The following is a 19,948-nucleotide window of genomic DNA, read 5'->3' as shown; positions in this document are numbered from 1 at the left end:
TCCCGGCGTCCATGCCGGCAGACAGCTCATTAAAACAAATCAACATGTCAGATAAAATAAAACCAAGTGAGGTGTCTGAGGTTCTGCTCCGCCAACTCAACGAGGTTACCAGCAACCAGCAGTTCGAAGAGGTAGGCACCGTGCTTACCGTCGGTGATGGTGTGGCCCGTATCTACGGTCTGCGTAATGCTGAGGCCAACGAGTTGCTTGAGTTTGAAAACGGTACTATGGCTATCGTGATGAACCTCGAGGAAGACAATGTCGGTTGTGTGCTTCTCGGTCCTACCGCCGGTATCAAGGAGGGACAGACAGTCAAGCGTACCCACCGTATTGCATCCATCCGTGTCAACGACAACTTCCTTGGACGTGTAGTCAATCCTTTGGGCCAGCCTATTGACGGTCTTGGAGAGATCGATCTCACCGAGTCGTTTGAGATGCCGCTTGACCGCAAGGCTCCCGGTGTTATCTACCGCCAGCCTGTAAAGGAACCGCTTCAGACCGGACTTAAGGCTGTCGACTCGATGATACCTATCGGCCGTGGCCAGCGTGAGCTTATCATCGGCGACCGTCAGACTGGAAAGACCGCCATCGCTGTCGATACCATTATCAACCAGCGTAGCTTCTACGAGGCTGGCAAACCCGTCTATTGCATCTATGTAGCCATCGGTCAGAAGGCCTCTACAGTAGCTGCATTGGTGCAGAACCTCAAGGAACATGGCGCGTTGCCTTATACCATCATCGTCAGCGCTACCGCCGCCGACCCTGCCGCCATGCAGTACTATGCTCCCTTTGCCGGAGCCGCCATCGGCGAGTATTTCCGCGACCGTGGCCATTCGGCTTTGGTAGTCTATGACGACCTCTCCAAGCAGGCCGTTGCCTATCGTGAGGTATCACTCATCCTCCGCCGTCCTTCCGGCCGCGAGGCTTACCCTGGTGATGTGTTCTATCTGCACTCTCGACTGCTCGAGCGTGCAGCCCGCATCAACAACCAGCAGGAGGTTGCCGAGAAGATGAACGACCTGCCCGAGTGTATGAAGGGCCATGTGCGTGGTGGAGGTTCACTTACCGCCCTGCCTATCATCGAGACCCAGGCCGGCGACGTTTCGGCATATATTCCTACCAACGTGATTTCCATCACCGACGGACAGATATATCTCGAGACCGACCTCTTCAACCAGGGTTTCCGTCCTGCCATCAATGTGGGTATCTCTGTATCCCGTGTGGGTGGTTCGGCACAGATCAAGAGTATGAAGAAGGTAGCCGGTACGCTGAAGATAGATATGGCGCAGTATCGTGAGCTCGAGGCATTCTCCAAGTTCTCGAGCGATATGGACGCTGTGACCGCCATGACCATCGACCGTGGACGCAAGAACAACCAGTTGCTCATCCAGCCCCAGTATTCACCGATGCCCGTGGGCGAGCAGGTGGCTATGCTCTACTGTGGTGTGCATGGTCTGCTCCACGATGTACCCGTAGAGAGTGTCCGCCAGTGTCAGGACCAGTTCCTCGACCAGCTGCGCTCTCAGCATCAGGATATTATCGATACCCTTGCCGAAGGTAAGATTGACGATACCATCACCCACACCATTGAAGAAGTGATGGCAGGCGTCGCCTCGTTGTATAAAGCATAATAGCGTATGGCTTCACTGAAAGAGATAAAGACCCGCATAGCCAGTGTCAATAGCACCCGTAAGATTACGAGTGCCATGAAGATGGTTGCGTCGTCCAAACTTCACCATGCTCAGGTTGCCATCCAGAATATGCTTCCCTACGAAAACCTTCTGGAGCATATCCTCAAGTCGTTCCTCGTTTCCACCCCCGAGGCCACAAGCCTCTTCGAGCAGCGACACAACGAGGTGAAGCGCGTGGCCCTCGTGGTCTATTCGAGCAACAGCTCTCTCTGCGGTGGCTTCAATGCCAACGTGCTCAAGATGATGGAGCAGATAGTTGCCGAGTATCACGACCAGGGCATCACCGATATCGTGGTCTATCCCATAGGCCGAAAGGTGGCTGAGCGCGTGCAGAAGAGAGGGTGGACCTCGGCAGGCGACTTCGTGGCTCTTGCCGACAAGCCCAACGCCCGCGACTGTGCCCTCATCTCGCAGGAGCTTACCCGCAAGTATGCTGCCCACGAGATTGACAAGGTCGAATTGGTCTATCACCATTTCAAGAGCGCCGGTTCGCAGATTCTTACACGCCGTACGTTCCTGCCCATCGACCTCTCTACCGAGAAGATTGGTGTGATGAACGACCGCGACCTTACCTCCAATGTGGCCACAGCCAAGGCGCAGGAGTATCTGCGTAAGCGCGACAAGCAGCGTCAGCATGTAGTGACCGAGGCAAAGCCCCTCAACGACAACTTCCTGGTCGAGCCCAATCTGGAGTATGTTCTCCAGGCGCTGGTTCCCAAGTTGCTCAATCTGATGGTCTATACCGCCTTGCTCGACAGTATCGCCTCCGAGCATGCCGCCCGCATGGTGGCCATGCAGACGGCTACCGACAATGCCGACGAGCTGCTCCGCCAGTTGCGCCTGCAGTACAACAAGAGCCGACAGGCTGCCATTACCAGCGAACTTCTTGATATCGTAGGTGGGTCGGTCAACAACTAACCATCCACCACCGATATTCTGCAAACAATAAAGCGTGAGACCTTCCACCACCGTGGATAGCGTCTCACGCTTTTGGTTGATATGCCCCGTTGTCAACGCAGAGATGCAGCAACTTGCATCAACCTCAGTTCTCATGCCGCATAAGGTGTGAGAGACCTCTTTCCCCATCATCTTTGCATGCCCCGGCCTTCCCGTTAGCCTTTTTTTCCTGCACCAGGTAAAAATATACGGATGGCCGGGGCATTGTGTCTGATTTTTTTGTTAATTTTGTTGAGCCGTCCAGTGTTGCCATGAGGTTCGCAGCGCGCCTTACGCCTCCCGACGGTATCGCCACACCCCGTATGGTCACACCTTATTATATATAGTATGCAACAACTCATCTCCTTATACCGCCAGTGGCGCGGAGCCGATCCCGCCCATGTAGAGCAGTTGGCTGGCGCCGGCAGCAATCGTGTCTACTATCGTTTTACCGATGCCGACGGGCTCACGGTGATAGGCGTTGTGGGCACCAGCCGCGACGAGAACCATGCCTTCATCAGCCTTACCCGCCATTTCTGCAACCGCCAACTGCCCGTGCCTGCCATCCTGGCTGTGGCCGACGACGAGCTGCGCTATTTGCAGACCGACCTGGGCTCCACCTCCCTTTTTGACGCCCTTAGGGGCGGTCGCGAGGCTGGCGGACGCTACACCCAGGCCGAGCGCCAGCTCCTTGTGCGCACCATCCGCCAACTCCCCAACATCCAGTTGCGCGGTGCGCGCGGCCTTGATTGGTCGGTGTGCTATCCGCAGCCCGAGTTCAATGAAGAGAGTGTGCTCTTCGACCTCAATTACTTCAAGTACTGCTTCCTCAAAGCCACCGAGCTCGACTTTCATGAGCTCAAACTCGAAGCCTGCTTTCGTATGTTCGCCCGCGACCTTACCTCCGAGCCGTCCGAGAGTTTCCTCTACCGAGACTTTCAGGCACGCAACGTGATGCTCGATGACGATGGCAATCCTCATTTCATCGACTACCAGGGTGGCCGTCGTGGTCCCTACTATTATGACCTCGCCTCCTTCCTTTGGCAGGCATCGGCGCGCTATCCCGCCAAGCTCCGCCGCGAGTTGGTCTATGAGTATTACCAGTCGCTGAGCCAGTATACCGAGGTGCCGTCTGTGCGCCACTTTGCCGAGCGGCTCTCCCTCTTTGTGCTCTTCCGCACCCTCCAGGTGCTGGGAGCCTATGGCTTCCGCGGCTATTTTGAGCGCAAGCGCCACTTCATCGACAGCATCCCCCCAGCCATCGACAATCTGCGCGAGCTGCTGCGTGTGCGCCACCTCTTCCCCTATCCCTACATGATGGATATGCTCGAGCGGCTCACCCTCCTTCCTGCCTTCACGCGGATAGAGCAGGCGGCAGCCAACCGTGCCGACGGCTTCCGCACCGCCGACACCAATGTCTACGCAGCCCACCCGCAGGACGGCCCCGCCACCTTCTCCAAGTACGACGGCAAGGGCCCGCTCGTGGTGCGTGTCTTCAGCTTCTCCTATCGCAAGGGCATACCCGCCGACGATAGCGGCAATGGCGGAGGATATGTCTTCGACTGTCGCAGCACCCACAATCCCGGGCGTTATGAGCCTTACAAGAAACTTACAGGCCTCGACGAGCCCGTCATCCGTTTTCTCGAGGACGACGGCGAGATACTTACCTTCCTCGACAGCGTGTATCGGCTTGCCGATGCCCATGTAGAGCGCTATCTGCAGCGCGGCTTTACCGACCTCATGTTCAGTTTCGGCTGCACTGGAGGCCAGCACCGCAGCGTCTACAGCGCCCAGCATCTGGCAGAGCATCTGCACGACAAGTTTGGCATCGAGGTGCGCATCTGCCACCGTGAGCAGGGCATCACCCAGACCCTCGTCCGCAAGTAGGCGCCCCTCCCTCCTCCCTTGCCGATTATCCCCATACGCCTCGCTGCCACAGCGGGGCGTTTTTTGATTATGCCCTTTCTCCCCGCCTTCATCTACAACTTGAGTTCGGGGCGTGAATTATCCAGTTCGGGGTTTGCAACCCATAATGCAAGGCGTGAAATACTGAAATCACACCACGCAATATACATGAACGCCACCTCGGCAGACTTTAGCCCGATGCCCGACGGGATAGGCCAGACTGGGGCAGTGCCGACTATAGCCGGCAGCCCTCTCTGCCCTGCTGCGCCATGCGTCGTGGTGACGGCCCCATGGCAGAAAAAAAACTGCCCCGCCTTTGCTTTATATCCCAATTTTGTATAACTTTGCATTCGGTTGGCAGAAGGCACACGCTTGTGCCTCTTCGCCATTTTAATAGGACTAAAAGTAGTAGAAATGGAATATATGTCACAAGAGGGCTACGACAAACTGGTAGCCGAACTGCGCGAACTCGAACTTGTCAAACTGCCAGAGGTGCGCGAGGCCATCGCCGAGGCGCGCGACAAGGGCGACCTGAGTGAAAACTTTGAGTATCATGCCGCCAAGCGCGAGCAGGGTCGTCTGCTCAGCCGCATCCGTTTCAAGCGTCGCGTCCTCGAGAATGCCCGCGTCATCGACCGGTCTGCCATCCGCCACACGGGTATCGGACTGCTCAGCGTGGTCACGCTTACCAATGTGGCCAACGGTGCCCACATGACCTACACCATCGTGAGTCCCCACGAAGCCAACATGAGCGAAGGCAAGATTTCGCTCAAGTCGCCTATCGCCCAAGCCCTGCTCAACCACCAGGCCGGCGACACGGTCGAGGTGAGCGTGCCTGCCGGCAAGATTACCTTGCGTATCGACGAGGTGACTCTGTAGCCGCCGCTGCATGGTGCTGATAACCATGCAGCCTTCGGCGTTGCGCCGCTCCTGCCCGACGGTCGGAAAAATGGTGGTGGCGGGGCAAATAATTCTATCTTTCTTCTTCTTTTCCCAGATTTTGGCGTAACTTTGCATCATGATGCAAGCAATGATTTTTGCCGCCGGACTGGGTACGCGCCTCAAACCATTGACCGACACCATGCCCAAGGCGCTGGTCGAGGTGGGAGGCGAGCCGCTCATCAAGCGTGTCATCCTGAGGCTCAAGGAGGCCGGGTTCACCCGCGTGGTCGTCAATGTGCACCATTTCGCCGACCAGATTGTAGACTATCTCGCCGCCCAGCAGGGCTTCGGTATCGACGTGCGCATCAGCGACGAGCGTAGCCAGCTGCTCGAAACCGGCGGTGGCATCAAGCATGCCGCATCTCTCTTCGACACCACTTCCCCCATTCTTATTCACAACGTAGACATACTGAGCAATGTCGACTTGCGCCGTTTCTACGACAGCGCCCAGGGCGATGCCACGCTGCTGGTAAGCCCCCGGCAGACCAAGCGCTATCTGCTCTTCGACGCTGCCCGCGATTGCCGGCTCATGGGGTGGACCAATATAGACACCCACGAGGTGCGCTCGCCCTATGCCCACCTGCAGGTCGATGCTTGCGAGCCCTACGCTTTCTCGGGCATCCATGTCTTCAGTCCGCACCTCTTCCCCCATTTCGACGAGATGCCCGACAGGTTTGGCATCATCGATTTCTATCTGCGCTATTGTGAGCGTTGCTCCATACACGGATACGTGAAGCGCGACCTCAGGCTGATGGATGTGGGCAAGATGGAAACCATAGCCCAGGCCGAAGAGTTTCTCAAGACACTATAAACCACAATAATATTCAGTATAATGCAACAGAAGATAGTAATTCTCGATTTCGGTTCACAGACCACGCAGCTTATCGGCCGCCGTGTGCGTGAGCTCGACACCTTCTGCGAGATACTGCCTTACAACAAGTTCCCCAAGGACGACCCCTCTGTCATCGGTGTCATCCTGAGCGGTTCGCCCTATTCGGTGCACGACCCCGAGGCTTTCCAGGTAGACCTGAGCCAGTTCATAGGTCGTCTGCCCGTGCTTGGCATCTGCTACGGAGCCCAGTTCATCTCCCATACTCTGGGTGGTAAGGTAGAGAAGGCCGACTCGCGTGAGTATGGCCGCGCCCATCTGCAGACAGTAGATACCCACAATGCCCTCTTCAAGGGCTTTGAGCAGAACTCACAGGTATGGATGAGCCATGGCGACACCATCACTGCCATCCCCGAAGGTTTCGAGGTGATAGCCTCGACCGCCGATGTCAAGTATGCTGCCTATGCCAGCACCAAGCAGCCTGTCTGGGCTGTGCAGTTCCATCCCGAAGTGTTCCACTCGGTACAGGGAACGCAGTTGCTGCGCAACTTCGTGGTAGACATCTGCGGCTCACGTCAGGACTGGAGCGCCGCCTCGTTTGTAGATACCACCGTGGCTGAGCTCAAGCGCCAGCTGGGCGAAGACCGCGTCATCCTGGGTCTCTCCGGCGGTGTCGACTCGTCGGTGGCAGCCATGCTGTTGCACCGCGCCATCGGTCACAACCTCACCTGTATCTTCGTAGACCACGGCATGCTGCGCAAGAACGAGTTCATCGATGTGATGAATGACTACAAGTGTCTCGGTCTCAACGTGGTGGGCGTCGACGCCAGTGACAAGTTCTTTGCCGACCTTGCCGGCGTGACCGACCCCGAGCAGAAGCGCAAGATTATAGGCCGTGATTTCGTCGAGGTCTTCAATGCCGAGGCCAAGAAGATAGAAGGTGCCAAGTGGCTGGCTCAGGGAACCATCTATCCCGACCGTATCGAGAGTCTCAATATTACCGGCAAGGTCATCAAGAGCCACCACAATGTGGGTGGACTGCCCAAGGAGATGCATCTGCAGCTCTGCGAGCCTCTGCAGTGGCTGTTCAAGGACGAGGTGCGCCGTGTGGGCCGCCAGTTGGGTATGCCCGAGCATCTCATCACCCGTCATCCCTTCCCCGGACCGGGTCTGGCTGTGCGCATCCTTGGCGATATCACCCGCGAGAAGGTGCGCATCCTGCAGGACGCCGATGATATCTACATCCGCGGTCTGCGCGAGTACAAGGTTCGTCTCTCCGGCGAGGAGGCACGCAAGGTGCTGGCTGCCGGAGTGCCCGCCCAGATGACCGACGGCGAAATCGAGGTGTCGCTCTACGACCAGATATGGCAGGCAGGCACCGTGCTGCTCTCTACCGTGCGCAGCGTGGGCGTGATGGGCGACGAGCGCACCTATGAGCACCCTGTGGCTCTGCGCGCTGTGACCTCTACCGACGCCATGACTGCCGACTGGGCTCATCTGCCTTACGACTTCATGGCTCGCGTGAGCAACGAGATTATCAACAAGGTGAGAGGTGTCAACCGCGTCTGCTACGACATCTCGTCCAAACCACCTTCGACCATCGAGTGGGAGTAAGCTCACCACTCACGTGTCGCTATAGGGAAGCCCTGCTGCTTATGGGCAGGGCTTCCTTTATCTCCAAACCTTCAAAGACCTGTTGACAGACAAATGCAAAAGACCTTTATCCTTACAGTGATACTGCTCCTGATGCCCCTGATGGCGATGCGGGCGCAGAACCGTACGTTCATGCTCATGGAGCAGAACCCCGAGTATGGCCAGCAGTACTGGTTCTCCAGTGGTGTGGGCAATGAGTTGGACTGTGACAAGATTAAGCAGCACTGGAACAATGACCGCTATATCACCGCAGTGGCCTATACCGAGAACGGGTGGTCGGTGGCCATGAGCAAGGACTCCAAATTCAGCAATCAGTCTTACAAGTATTCGGGTGATTTCCCCCGTGACTGGATCAAGGAAAAGTGGGACGCTGGCTACTATATTACTGCCATCACTTGTAATCAGAGTAAGTGGTTTGTGGTAATGTCTAAGTACCAGGGTTACACCGATCAGAGCTATAAGCATGCCACGCTGAGCGAACTCAAGACCTGGTATGACCAGAAGCGTAGCGCGGGCTACTTTCTTACCCAGGCCACTTACAGCTCGGGCAAATGGTGGTGGGTAGTAACCCGTGGCACCAATATAGAGACTCAGGGCTATACTTGGGCTACCGACGGCGATGTGGGCAGCGAGGTGAAAAAGATTTGGAACAAGGGTTATCGCTTGCATTTGGTCGAATATGGCGGTGGACAGTATCTCCTGGCTTATGGCAAACTGAAAGGGCGTACTCCGCAGCAGTCATATAACATAGATTGTAACGGCGTGACGGCTTGGCTTAGCAAGAACTGGGATAATGGCATGAAGCTACACTATATAGGTGGTGGCAACCCGGAGAGCCAGGCTAACAATGTCGCTTCTAACCAGAGTAACAATGGCTACTCTACCACCTATCAGCCTGGTAACAACAGCTGGCGCGAGGAACTGCCTGGCGGTGGCTTTAGGCAGAACACCCGTCAGGCCGATGGCTCTATTATCTCTATTACATCTACTCCCTGTCTGTGGTGTCATGGCACCAAGGTATGTGGTATCTGTCATGGGCTCGGTGGAACTTACGGCCGTGCCTATGGTGGCATGTGGTATCCCTGTAAGAGTTGTGCCGGAAGCAAGGTGTGTCAGAATTGTCATGGTCAGGGGTATAGTACCTTTACCAGTACGGTCTATCCAGATGGCAGTGGGGTAGGGTACGACCAGAACGGGCGTATCACCGTGACCGACGGGCGTGGTGGGGGCAGCGGAGGCAGTCGTTCGTCATCGCGCGACAATGGGCGCAGCAGCAACCGCCGTGGTACCTGTCCCAAGTGTGGCGGCACGGGCTACGACCCTGTTGCCCATCAGTACGCAGCTGGTTCGAGTATGGCCCCTTATCACAATTCGGGCGGCACTACCTGCTATATCTGCAGCCGAGCTACCGACCATTACCATTATCGCTGCCTGGAGTGTAAGCGACATTAAGGCGCCCTGCGATATTATAAGCGACAAGTGGATGGCGAACAGTCAGTGTCAATAGGCTGACTGTTCGCCATTTGTTTTTTGTGGATAGCTTCAACTGGATGGCGCGAGGGAGTGGGCTGCCCCATCATTTGAGGCGCGTGGTTATCTTTGTAGCGACAGGAGTTGTATCTCCAGATGCTTGTCAGGGCGTATGTAGATGTTGCGCACCAGCCATGTATGCTTCATATCGGCGTCGTCCATCCATACGTAGGTGGTGGTGAGCGGGGCGGCTACCATCAGCCGGTTGGTGGCGGGGTCGGCAAAGGAGTAGGGGATATCGCTTACGTTCTTCAGCGCCACCTCTATCTTGCCCTTGCGCGTGCGTCCGGTCTTCTCGGCGGTCACCGATGCGCGCAGCAGCGGCTCGACATACTCCTTGCGGCCGGCGAGCGTATTGTCGGAGTAGGCCACCGAGCGGCGGGCGAAGAGTGCTTCGCGGATGGCAGCCACGCTGTTGTCGCGGGCAAAAATGAGCGTCATGGGGCGATGGGCGCGCTTCAGGTCGAAACGCCAGGCGATGGGCCAGTGGCAGTCGGTGGCGCCGATGGGCGTCAGGTTGTAGTCGTAGACATAATCGATGGCGCGCGGGTAGAACTCGAAGTCGTTGAAGATTTCTACGCCATGTACGCGTCCTTTCTTGATTTGTCCGATGAGCCACTGCGAGAACTCGCTGTCCTTGTCGGGCCATCCCGGATGGTTGGCGGTCACCCACACGCTGTCGGCTTGAGCCACAGCCAGCACACTGTCGGCCTGGTGTGCGGTCACGTCGTCGGTGCGGGGGAAGTAGCGGTTGTTGTCGGTGGTAAACAGGAGGTTGATGTGCCCCACGTCCTTGAAGTTGGCCCTCCACGCCATGCTCGTGAGCTCGGCGCCGCGTATCAGCGTGATGCCTCTGTCCTCGGCGTCCTTCACCGCCTGCAGATGGGAAATGTTGCCGTCTGGGTTCTTATTGTATCGCGGCATGGGCTGATGGTCTGTGAGCGCTATAGCGTCCAATCCCTCCTGATAGGCTTCCCAAACTCGGAAGTAGGGAGCCACTCCACCGTCGCTCTGATGCGTGTGCAGGTGCAGGTCGGCCTTGATGGTGCGGTAACCGAGGATGTCGGGAATGTGGATGGTACCTCGCTCATGCGGATTGAGGTATCCCTGGAACGTGCGGTACTGGATAGTGTCTGTCTGGGCTATGCCCGGCAGTGTGGCAGCCATCGCGGCAGCCAGCAAAATCATTTTTTTCATGAAATGTAAAAGGTTAAATGAATTATAGGTAAATGGCGGCTCCATCAGTACATGAGCCGTCTATGCCTGTTGGTGGATTAGTGTCTATTTTTTATCCTTGAGCAAGTCGCGGATTTCTGTAAGCAGTTTCTCTTCGGCAGAGGGTGCTGGCGGAGTGGCTGGCTTTGCCGGCTCTTCGGCCTTCTTGCGTGCCAGATGGTTGATGCCCTTGACCATCATGAATATACACAGTGCGATGATGACAAAGTCGAAGGTGGTCTGGATGAAGTTGCCATAGTTGATGGTGGCTGGCTCGAGCTGCTCTATGCCCAAGTCCATGGTGGGCAGCGTCACTTTGAGGTCGGAGAAGTTTACGCCGCCTATAAGCCAACCTATTGGAGGCATAATGATATCATTGACGAGCGAAGATACGATTTTGCCGAATGCGCCGCCGATGATAACACCGACAGCCATATCTACGGCATTTCCCTTGACGGCAAACTCCTTGAATTCGTTGATAAATTTACTCATAATGTTGCTCTTATTATTAATAATGTGTATGATAACACTTGAATTTTGCAAAGTCGAGTTGTCAGTATTGCCCTCCACGGTTCCCAGCCTTATGAAAATCTCGGGCAAGATGCTTTTTTTAATTTATTTAATACTCGTTTCGACTGCAAATATAGGAAATAATTTGTACCTTTGCGCCTGTAATAAAGAAAATTTGCATCAGAGCAATAAAATATTTACATAACCCTTTTAATTAAGTAAAAGTAAAATGACTAAAATTGGTATTAACGGATTTGGCCGTATCGGTCGTTTCGTATTCCGCGCAGCTCAGACTCGCGATGACATCCAGGTTGTAGGTATCAATGACCTCTGCCCCGTAGACTACTTGGCTTACATGCTCAAGTATGACACTATGCACGGTGCGTTCAAGGGCACAATCGAGGCTGATGTTGAGAACAGCCTTCTGATTGTAAACGGTCAGAAGATTCGTGTTACCGCTGAGCGCAACCCCGCTGACCTGAAGTGGAACGAGGTTGAGGCTGAGTACGTAGTTGAGTCAACTGGTCTCTTCCTGACTCAGGAGAAGGCTCAGGCTCACATCCAGGCTGGTGCTAAGTACGTTGTTATGTCAGCTCCTTCAAAGGACGCTACTCCAATGTTCGTATGCGGTGTAAACTTCGACAAGTATGAGAAGGGTACACAGTTTGTTTCTAACGCTTCTTGCACCACAAACTGCTTGGCTCCTATCGCAAAGGTTCTGAACGACAAGTTCGGTATTACTGACGGTTTGATGACAACTGTTCACTCTACTACCGCTACACAGAAGACTGTTGACGGTCCCTCTATGAAGGACTGGCGTGGTGGCCGTGCTGCTTCTGGCAACATCATCCCCTCTTCTACAGGTGCTGCTAAGGCTGTAGGTAAGGTTATCCCCGAGCTGAACGGTAAGCTGACCGGTATGTCTATGCGTGTTCCTACTCTGGACGTATCTGTAGTTGACCTGACTGTAAACCTCGCTAAGCCCGCTACCTATGCTGAGATTTGTGCAGCTATGAAGGAGGCTTCTGAGGGTGAACTGAAAGGTGTACTCGGTTACACTGAGGACGCTGTGGTTTCTTCTGACTTCCTCGGTGATACTCGTACTTCTATCTTCGACGCCAAGGCTGGTATCGCTCTTACCGATACATTCGTAAAGGTTGTATCTTGGTATGACAACGAGATCGGTTACTCTAACAAGGTGCTCGAGCTCATCGCTCACATGAAGAAGGTTAACGGTTAATTGATAATCGTAGACATAAGTACAGGCCGTCCAGCATTGCTGGACGGCTTTTTTTATACCCTTGTGTGAGCCCAGGGGCATCTCGGTGGTAAAAATCAGGGCGATTTATTTTGTATTTTTATTGGTTTGCATTACCTTTGTAGCAGATAGACAGCCCTTTGGCCTTGATGAGAGGTGTAGTGTAAGCAGGGCGAAGCTGTCGCAGAAAGAAGCAAATGCAGAAGATGATTACCATATTGGGTCCTACGGCGTCGGGCAAAACCAGTCTGGCTGCCGCCCTTGCCGCGCGTATCGATGCCGAGATTATCAGTGCCGACTCGCGTCAGGTGTATCGTGGCATGACCATCGGCACGGGCAAAGACCTCGACGACTACCGTCAGGGCGACCGCGTGATACCTTACCACCTGATAGATATTTGTGAACCCGGTACCAAGTATAACCTCTTCCAGTATCAGCAGGACTTCCACCTTATTTATAATAATATAGTGGCGCGCGGGGTGCGTCCTATTCTCTGCGGAGGTACGGGTCTCTATATTGAGAGTGTGCTCAAGGGTTACGCCCTGTCGCCCGTGCCACAAAACCAGGCATTGCGTGATGAGCTGGCAGACAAGTCGCTCGCCGAACTCACCGAAATGCTTGAAGACCTGAAGCATCGCAACCATTCGGTGATGCACAACCGGACTGATGTGGACACCGCGCAGCGCGCCATACGCGCCATAGAGATAGAGACCTATAATCTCGAGCACCCCACAGACAACCGCACGCTGCCACCCATAGACTCGGTCATCATCGGAGTGGACATCAATCGCGAGGAGCGTCGCCGCAAGATAACGCAGCGTCTCAAGCAGCGCCTCGAAGAGGGTATGGTCGACGAGATACGCCAGTTGCTCGACCGTGGAATCGCCCCCGAGAATCTTATTTACTATGGTCTGGAATACAAGTTCGTCACCGAGTATGTCATCGGCAAAACCAGTTACGAGGAGATGTTCCGCCAGCTGGAGATAGCCATCCACCAGTTTGCCAAGCGGCAGATGACATGGTTCAGAGGTATGGAGCGCCGCGGCTTTACCATCCACTGGATAGATGCCCTTGACCCCATGGACAGCAAGGTGGCACAGATTATGGACATAGCACATATACAGCCCTAATATAAATAATGTAGAGAAATGGCAGTCAACGAAAACAAATGGGGAGTCATCTATTGCCCCAAACACACTTTCCGCAACAAGTCGCGATGGGATGTCATCGAGCGAGTGTTGCGTGCCCATCGCATAGACTATGACTATGTGCACAGCGAGAGTGCAGGTAGCGTGGACAGATTGGTCAAGATGATGGTCAACAACGGTTACCGCACTATCATCATCGCTGGTGGCGACTCTGCCCTCAACGATGCCGTCAACAGCCTGATGCAGTTTGACGCCGAGGTGCGCCAGCGCGTCTCTCTCGGTGTTATCCCCAATGGTACGATGAATGACTTTGCCCATTACTGGGGTTTCCGTGAGGGCGAGGTTGAGCAGACTGTCGACTGGCTCTGTCAGCGCCGCGTGCGCCGGATTGACGTTGGCCGCATCAACTATCGCAACCGGCATGGCGAGGCTTGTCACCGCTACTTCCTCAACTGCGTCAACGTGGGACTTATTGCCGCCATCATGAATATGCGCAGTCAGACGCGCCAACTCTTGGGTTCGCGCACCCTGTCATTCATCTTCTCCTTTATCCTCATGATATTCCAGCGTCTGGAGTACAAGATGCGTCTGCGTATCAATGATGACAAGATAGAACGCAAGGTGATGACGGTGTGTGTGGGCAATGCCCTTGGCTACGGACAGACTCCCAACGCCGTGCCCTACAATGGCCTGCTCGATGTGTCGGTGGTCTATCATCCCGAGATTACCCAACTCTTTGAGGGATGGTATCTCTTCCTGCGCGGCAAGTTCCTCAACTCGCGCAGCGTTCATCCCTACCGCACGCGCGAGGTAACTTTCGACGAGATATCCCAGTCGCTGGTTAGCGTCGATGGCCGTCTGATGAACAGTCCCATGGCTCCCCTCAAGGTGAGGGTAGAGCAGGAGGTCATCAACTTTCTCATCCCCGAGTAGGCGATAACTCCCACACTCAGAATAACGCAAAGGCATGCCCTATATATAATAGGTGGCATGCCTTTGTTGGTATATTTCATCGGCGGAAATGACATCAACTCTCGGGCGGTTATCTATAATACTGCCGAATTTATTGTTTTTTTGCAAATAGTTTATGAAAAATTTGCTTATCTGCATGGAATGTAGTATTTTTGAATGAGCATAAGCGAGCGCTCGTCGCTTGCTTCTAAAAACGAACAACTATTAATTAAATCTTGACATAAGTTTATGAGTTATCTTAAGTTTGAGAAAACTCTTATGACTAACCTCGAAGAGTCGTTGCCAAAGGAGTTGCTACGCACCAACCGCTCGGGAGCCTACTCGTGTTCCACCGTGGTAGAGTGTAACACTCGCAAGTATCATGGACTGCTTGTCGTGCCCGTTCCCGAGCTCGACGACGAGAACCATGTACTGCTTTCGTCGCTCGACGTGACAGTGATACAGCATGGAGCCAAGTTCAACCTGGGTCTCCATAAGTATCAGGGCAACAACTTCAGTCCCAAGGGTCATAAGTATATTCGTGAGTTTGATTGTGACAAAGTACCCACCACGCTGTATCGCGTCGGTGGCGTAATCCTTAAGCGCGAAGTGGTGTTCCAGCATTATGAGGACCGCATCCTTATCCGCTACACGCTGGTAGATGCCCACTCTGCCACCACGCTGCGTTTCCGTCCGTTCCTGGCTTTCCGCAGTGTGCGCCAGTTTACCCATGAGAATTCGGTGGCTTCGCGCGAGTATTTTCAGGTAGACAATGGCATCAAGACCTGTATGTATGCCGGCTACCCCGACCTCTATATGCAGTTCTCCAAGAAGAACGAGTTTCACTTCGTTCCCGACTGGTACCGCGGAGTCGAATATCCCAAGGAGCAGGAGCGTGGCTACGCTTCCAATGAGGACCTCTACGTGCCCGGATATTTCGAGATGAACATCAAGAAGGGCGAGAGCATCGTCTTTGCCGCTTCCACATCGCAGAGCAAGACCTCCGGTCTGAAGCGGTTGTTCGATGCCGAAGTCGAAGAGCGCACCCCACGCGACAACTTCTTCCACTGTCTCGTCAATGCCGCCCACCAGTTCCATATCCATGAGAAGAACGACGACCGATATATCCTTGCCGGTTATCCTTGGTTCAAGAGCCGCGCCCGCGATACGTTCATCGCACTGCCTGGTCTCACTCTCTCCATCGAGGAAGACGAGTACTTCGACCTGGTGATGAAGACTGCCGAGGTGGCGCTGCGCGAGTTTATGGAAGGCAAGCCCATCACCAAGCATATCTATGAGATAGAGCAACCCGATGTGCCCCTCTGGGCTATCTGGGCCATCCAGCAGTACGCCAAGGAGTGTGGCCGCGAGAAGTGTGCCAAGAAGTATGGCGCCCTTGTCATCGATATTCTCAAGTATATCGAGAGCGACGGCCATCCTAACCTCAAGCTCCACGACAACGGCTTGCTCTATGCGCAGAGTTCGCATGGCGAGGCCATCACCTGGATGAACTCCGTGGCCAACGGCCGTCTCGTTGTTCCCCGTACAGGCTACATCGTCGAGTTCAACGCCCTGTGGTACAATGCGCTGCTCTTCGGTGCCTCTCTTCTCGATGAGGGCAATGCCGTGCGCGAACACCTTCAGGCTGTTGCCGCCAATGCCAAGCAGTCATTCCTCGATACATTCCTCAATGAGTATGGCTATCTCTACGACTATGTCGATGGCTATATGGTCGATTGGAGTGTGCGTCCTAACATGATTTTCCCCGTAGCTTTTGACTATTCGCCCCTCAATCAGGAGCAGAAGAAGAGCGTGCTTGACATCTGTACCCGTGAACTGCTCACGCCAAAGGGTCTGCGTACGCTTTCGCCCAAGAGTGGTGGCTACAACCCCATGTATGTAGGTCCTCAGTCACAGCGCGACTATGCTTATCACCAGGGTACGGCATGGCCTTGGCTCGGCGGCTTCTATATGGAGGCTTGTCTGCGCCTCTACAGGCGCACCCGTCTGAGCTTCATCGAGCGCCAGATGGTGGGCTACGAAGACGAAATGTCTAACCATTGCATCGGAACTATCCCCGAGCTCTTCGATGGCAACCCGCCATTCCAGGGCAGAGGCGCTATCTCGTTTGCCATGAACGTGGCAGAGATTCTCAGGGCAATGGAGTTGCTGGAAAAGTATTCATATAAATAATAGGAGGACCGCAAATGAAAGTTTTAATGTTTGGTTGGGAGTATCCTCCTCATGTATATGGTGGACTGGCTACCGCCAACTATGGTATATCTCAAGGTCTGCATGCCCAGGGTGATATAGAGACGATACTCTGTCTGCCCAAACCCTGGGGCGATGAAGACCGCAGCGCCGCCAATATCGTGGCGATGAACTGTGTGCCTATCGCCTGGCGCGATGTCGATTACGACTATGTGAAGAACAAGGTGGGTAACATTATGGACCCCGACCTCTACTTCCGCCTGCGCGACCACATCTATTCTGATTTCAATTATATGCACGTCAATGACCTCGGTGCGATGGAGTTTGCCGGTGGATATCCCTCCAATCTCCATCAGGAAATCAATAACTATTCGATTATCGCTGGAGTCGTTGCCCGCACGTTCGATTACGACATCATCCATGCCCACGACTGGCTTACCTATCCCGCCGGCATCCATGCCAAGAAGGTTTCGGGCAAGCCACTGTGCATCCATGTCCATGCCACCGACTTCGACCGTAGCCGTGGCAAGGTCAACCCTACAGTCTTCTCGATAGAGAAAGACGGTATGGACAACGCCGACTGCATCATGTGCGTATCTGAGCTTACCCGCCAGACCGTCATCAACCAGTATCATCAGGACCCCCGCAAGTGCTTCACCGTGCACAACGCTGTGTATCCCCTGCGTCAGGAGCTGGCCGATATTCCTCGTCCCGACCACACCGGAAAGGAGAAGGTAGTGACATTCCTTGGCCGCATCACCATGCAGAAGGGACCTGAGTATTTTGTTGAAGCCGCCAACCTCGTGCTCCACCGCACCCGCAACGTGCGTTTCTGCATGGCCGGTTCGGGCGATATGATGGACCAGATGATTTACCTCGCCGCCGAGCGCGGCATTGCCGACCGTTTCCACTTCCCTGGCTTCATGCGCGGCAAGCAGGTCTATGAGTGTCTCAAGGACTCTGATGTCTACGTGATGCCTTCAGTGAGCGAGCCTTTCGGTATCTCTCCGCTCGAGGCGATGCAGTGTGGCACTCCTTCTATCATCAGTAAGCAGAGCGGTTGTGCCGAGATACTCAACAACTGTATCAAGGTAGACTACTGGGACATCCACGCCATGGCCGACGCCATCTACTCCATATGCCACAATGAGAGCCTCTTCCATTATCTGCAGACCGAAGGCAAGAACGAGGTCGACCAGATTACTTGGGAGAAGGTAGGCGCATGGATACGAGAACTATATGAGCGCACGCTCAATGGCAATAACTAACAACTAACAAACAACGATTATGAAGACAATTTGTTTATATTTCGAAATACATCAGATTACACATCTTAAGAGATACCGCTTCTTTGATATCGGTACCGACCATTATTACTATGATGACTACGAGAACGAGCGCGATATCACCGATATCGCCGAGCGTAGCTACATGCCCGCCCTCAATGCCCTTGGCGAAATGATTAAGGAGCATGGCAAGGCCTTCAAGGTAGCCTTCTCGCTCTCGGGCGTAGGTATCGAGCAGCTGGAGATGCACGCACCCCAGGTGCTTGCCAAGCTGCAGGAGCTCAATGACACCGGCTGCGTGGAGTTCCTCGCCGAGCCTTATTCTCATGGCCTCTCATCACTGGCCAATGAGGAGAGCTTCATCACCGATGTCAAGAAGCAGGTGGAGAAAATCAAGGAGTACTTCAACCAGTCTCCCAAGGTGCTGCGCAATTCCGGCCTCATCTATAGCGATGACATCGGTATGCAGGCAGCCAACATGGGCTTCAAGGGCATGCTCACCGAGGGTGCCAAGCATGTGTTGGGATGGAAGTCTCCCCACTACATCTACCACTGTGCCCTCAACCCCAAGCTCAAGTTGCTCTTGCGCGACGTCAACCTTAGCGACGACATCTCTCTGCGTTTCAACAACAGCGACTGGGAGGGCTACCCACTCTTCGCCGACAACTATATCCGCAAGATAGCCGAGTGTCCCGAGGAAGAGCAGTTCTATGGCATCTTCATGAACCTCTCTGCCATCGGCGTGGCCCAGCCTCTGTCGAGCAACATCCTCGAGTTCTTCAAGGCATTGCCCGCCTGCGCCAAGGCACAGGGCATCACCTTCTCCACTCCTTCAGAGGTGTGCGCCAAGATGAAGTCTGTGGGTCAGCTCGATGTTCCCGATACTCTCTCATGGATGGACGAGGAGCGCGATGTGTCTTGCTGGCTGGGTAACCCCATGCAGCGCGAGGCTTTCAACAAGCTCTACAGCGTAGCCGACCGCGTGCGCATCGCCAACGACCCACGTATCAACCAGGACTGGGACTATCTGCAGGCTACCAATAACTTCTACTTCATCTCCACCAAACCTTCGGGAGTGGCAGTGGATAGAGGTATCTATGCCAGCGCCTTCGATGCGTTCACCAACTATATGAACATCCTCGGCGACTTTATCAACCGTGTCAACAACCTTTATCCTGAGGACATTGACAATGAGGAACTCGAGTCGCTGCTTACCACTATCCGCAACCAGGGCGACGAGATAGAGCTCAAGGATAAAGAGATAGTACGTCTGCAGGCAAAGATTGAAAAGATTGAGGCTGCCAGCGAGAAGCTGCGTGAGCAGGTTGAGGCCAAGACCGCCAAGAAGGCTGCTCCCAAGGCCAAAGCTGCTGCCAAACCTAAGGCTGCCGCCAAGCCCAAGGCTGTGAAGGCCAAGGAAGAGAAGCCTAAGGCAGAAAAGTAAACCAAGCCAAGACCCTCGACCGCAGATAGCGGCAATAGAGGACCAACGGGTACCCTCATAAGTTAAGTGTGACGCACCTTGTGCGTCTGCCACAGAGCGCGAACCATCGTTCCCTCTATGCCAGACACATCAGGGTGCGTTTTTTGTATATCCCTTGCCACGCCTTGTTTCTTCGCTAATGCCGCGGGAGACTTGGTGGTGAAACTTGCCAGTAAAAAGGTAGGAACAGTCATCAATAGGGTAGAGGCAATGTAAAGCAGAATGGTAAAGGGTTGGAGTACTGTGAAGCCAACCAGTAAGCGGACGATATTGATGTAAAGCAAACCAGTAAAAGCCAAGTCTTGCCATTTTCATGTTATCGGCAGAGATTGTGTTAATTACGTTTGTCCTTGATTTATACCATCTTTAGTCATGCCCTGATACACTCTGCTGGTTCGTA

The 19,948-nt window shown here is 54.3% G+C and carries 15 protein-coding genes; 13 read left to right on the top strand and 2 right to left on the bottom strand.

Features of this window, described 5'->3' with window-relative positions; genetic code table 11:
• Positions 1 to 44: 44 nt before the first annotated feature.
• From atpA to CIK92_RS02260, 7 genes are all read left to right on the top strand, one after another.
• On the top strand, positions 45 to 1,631 hold the full coding sequence (atpA, locus tag CIK92_RS02295; protein ID WP_094385098.1) for a F0F1 ATP synthase subunit alpha: 1,587 nt from the start codon (positions 45 to 47) through the stop codon (positions 1,629 to 1,631).
• Between the two features lie 6 nt (positions 1,632 to 1,637).
• Entirely contained in the window at positions 1,638 to 2,609 is a 972-nt protein-coding gene (locus tag CIK92_RS02290) for a F0F1 ATP synthase subunit gamma (protein WP_094388028.1), read from the top strand.
• Positions 2,610 to 2,975: 366 nt separating this feature from the next.
• On the top strand, positions 2,976 to 4,514 hold the full coding sequence (locus tag CIK92_RS02285) for a phosphotransferase (RefSeq protein ID WP_022311572.1): 1,539 nt from the start codon (positions 2,976 to 2,978) through the stop codon (positions 4,512 to 4,514).
• Positions 4,515 to 4,946: 432 nt separating this feature from the next.
• Positions 4,947 to 5,411, top strand: coding sequence for a transcription elongation factor GreA (greA, locus tag CIK92_RS02275; RefSeq protein ID WP_022311570.1), 465 nt, complete (start codon positions 4,947 to 4,949; stop codon positions 5,409 to 5,411).
• Positions 5,412 to 5,550: 139 nt separating this feature from the next.
• Positions 5,551 to 6,285 (top strand): nucleotidyltransferase family protein, encoded by a 735-nt coding sequence (locus tag CIK92_RS02270; RefSeq protein WP_094385106.1) that lies wholly within the window; start codon positions 5,551 to 5,553, stop codon positions 6,283 to 6,285.
• Between the two features lie 21 nt (positions 6,286 to 6,306).
• Positions 6,307 to 7,917: a glutamine-hydrolyzing GMP synthase gene (gene guaA, locus CIK92_RS02265; RefSeq protein WP_094385108.1), complete on the top strand. Its 1,611-nt coding sequence runs from the start codon at positions 6,307 to 6,309 to the stop codon at positions 7,915 to 7,917.
• 93 nt (positions 7,918 to 8,010) lie between these two features.
• Positions 8,011 to 9,408 (top strand): hypothetical protein, encoded by a 1,398-nt coding sequence (locus tag CIK92_RS02260; protein WP_094388026.1) that lies wholly within the window; start codon positions 8,011 to 8,013, stop codon positions 9,406 to 9,408.
• A gap of 141 nt (positions 9,409 to 9,549) precedes the next feature.
• Here CIK92_RS02260 and CIK92_RS02255 read toward each other — a convergent pair whose 3' ends face one another.
• Positions 9,550 to 10,683 carry an Sb-PDE family phosphodiesterase gene (locus CIK92_RS02255; RefSeq protein WP_158214716.1) on the bottom strand — a complete coding sequence of 378 codons (1,134 nt, stop codon included), beginning with the start codon at positions 10,681 to 10,683 and terminating at the stop codon, positions 9,550 to 9,552.
• 84 nt (positions 10,684 to 10,767) lie between these two features.
• Positions 10,768 to 11,193 (bottom strand): large-conductance mechanosensitive channel protein MscL, encoded by a 426-nt coding sequence (gene mscL / locus CIK92_RS02250; protein ID WP_094388024.1) that lies wholly within the window; start codon positions 11,191 to 11,193, stop codon positions 10,768 to 10,770.
• A 247-nt stretch (positions 11,194 to 11,440) separates the two neighbouring features.
• On the opposite strand from mscL, the gene gap reads away from it, so the two are divergent.
• The 6 genes from gap (at position 11,441) to CIK92_RS02215 (ending at position 19,509) form a co-directional block, all read left to right on the top strand.
• On the top strand, positions 11,441 to 12,451 hold the full coding sequence (gap, locus tag CIK92_RS02240) for a type I glyceraldehyde-3-phosphate dehydrogenase (RefSeq protein ID WP_094388023.1): 1,011 nt from the start codon (positions 11,441 to 11,443) through the stop codon (positions 12,449 to 12,451).
• A gap of 224 nt (positions 12,452 to 12,675) precedes the next feature.
• On the top strand, positions 12,676 to 13,599 hold the full coding sequence (gene miaA / locus CIK92_RS02235) for a tRNA (adenosine(37)-N6)-dimethylallyltransferase MiaA (protein ID WP_094385182.1): 924 nt from the start codon (positions 12,676 to 12,678) through the stop codon (positions 13,597 to 13,599).
• Positions 13,600 to 13,617: 18 nt separating this feature from the next.
• Positions 13,618 to 14,550 carry a diacylglycerol kinase family protein gene (locus tag CIK92_RS02230; protein WP_022311561.1) on the top strand — a complete coding sequence of 311 codons (933 nt, stop codon included), beginning with the start codon at positions 13,618 to 13,620 and terminating at the stop codon, positions 14,548 to 14,550.
• A gap of 267 nt (positions 14,551 to 14,817) precedes the next feature.
• Positions 14,818 to 16,761, top strand: a complete 1,944-nt coding sequence (locus tag CIK92_RS02225; RefSeq protein ID WP_022311560.1) for a glycogen debranching enzyme N-terminal domain-containing protein — start codon at positions 14,818 to 14,820, stop codon at positions 16,759 to 16,761.
• A gap of 14 nt (positions 16,762 to 16,775) precedes the next feature.
• Positions 16,776 to 18,047 (top strand): glycosyltransferase family 4 protein, encoded by a 1,272-nt coding sequence (locus CIK92_RS02220; RefSeq protein WP_022311559.1) that lies wholly within the window; start codon positions 16,776 to 16,778, stop codon positions 18,045 to 18,047.
• 19 nt (positions 18,048 to 18,066) lie between these two features.
• Entirely contained in the window at positions 18,067 to 19,509 is a 1,443-nt protein-coding gene (locus CIK92_RS02215; RefSeq protein ID WP_022311558.1) for a glycoside hydrolase family 57 protein, read from the top strand.
• Positions 19,510 to 19,948: the final 439 nt, after the last annotated feature.

The sequence above is a fragment of the Prevotella sp. P4-67 genome (assembly GCF_002251325.1).
Taxonomy (GTDB): domain Bacteria; phylum Bacteroidota; class Bacteroidia; order Bacteroidales; family Bacteroidaceae; genus Prevotella.
Note: the sequence above shows the minus strand (reverse complement) of the source record. Positions and strands in the feature narration are given on the sequence as shown.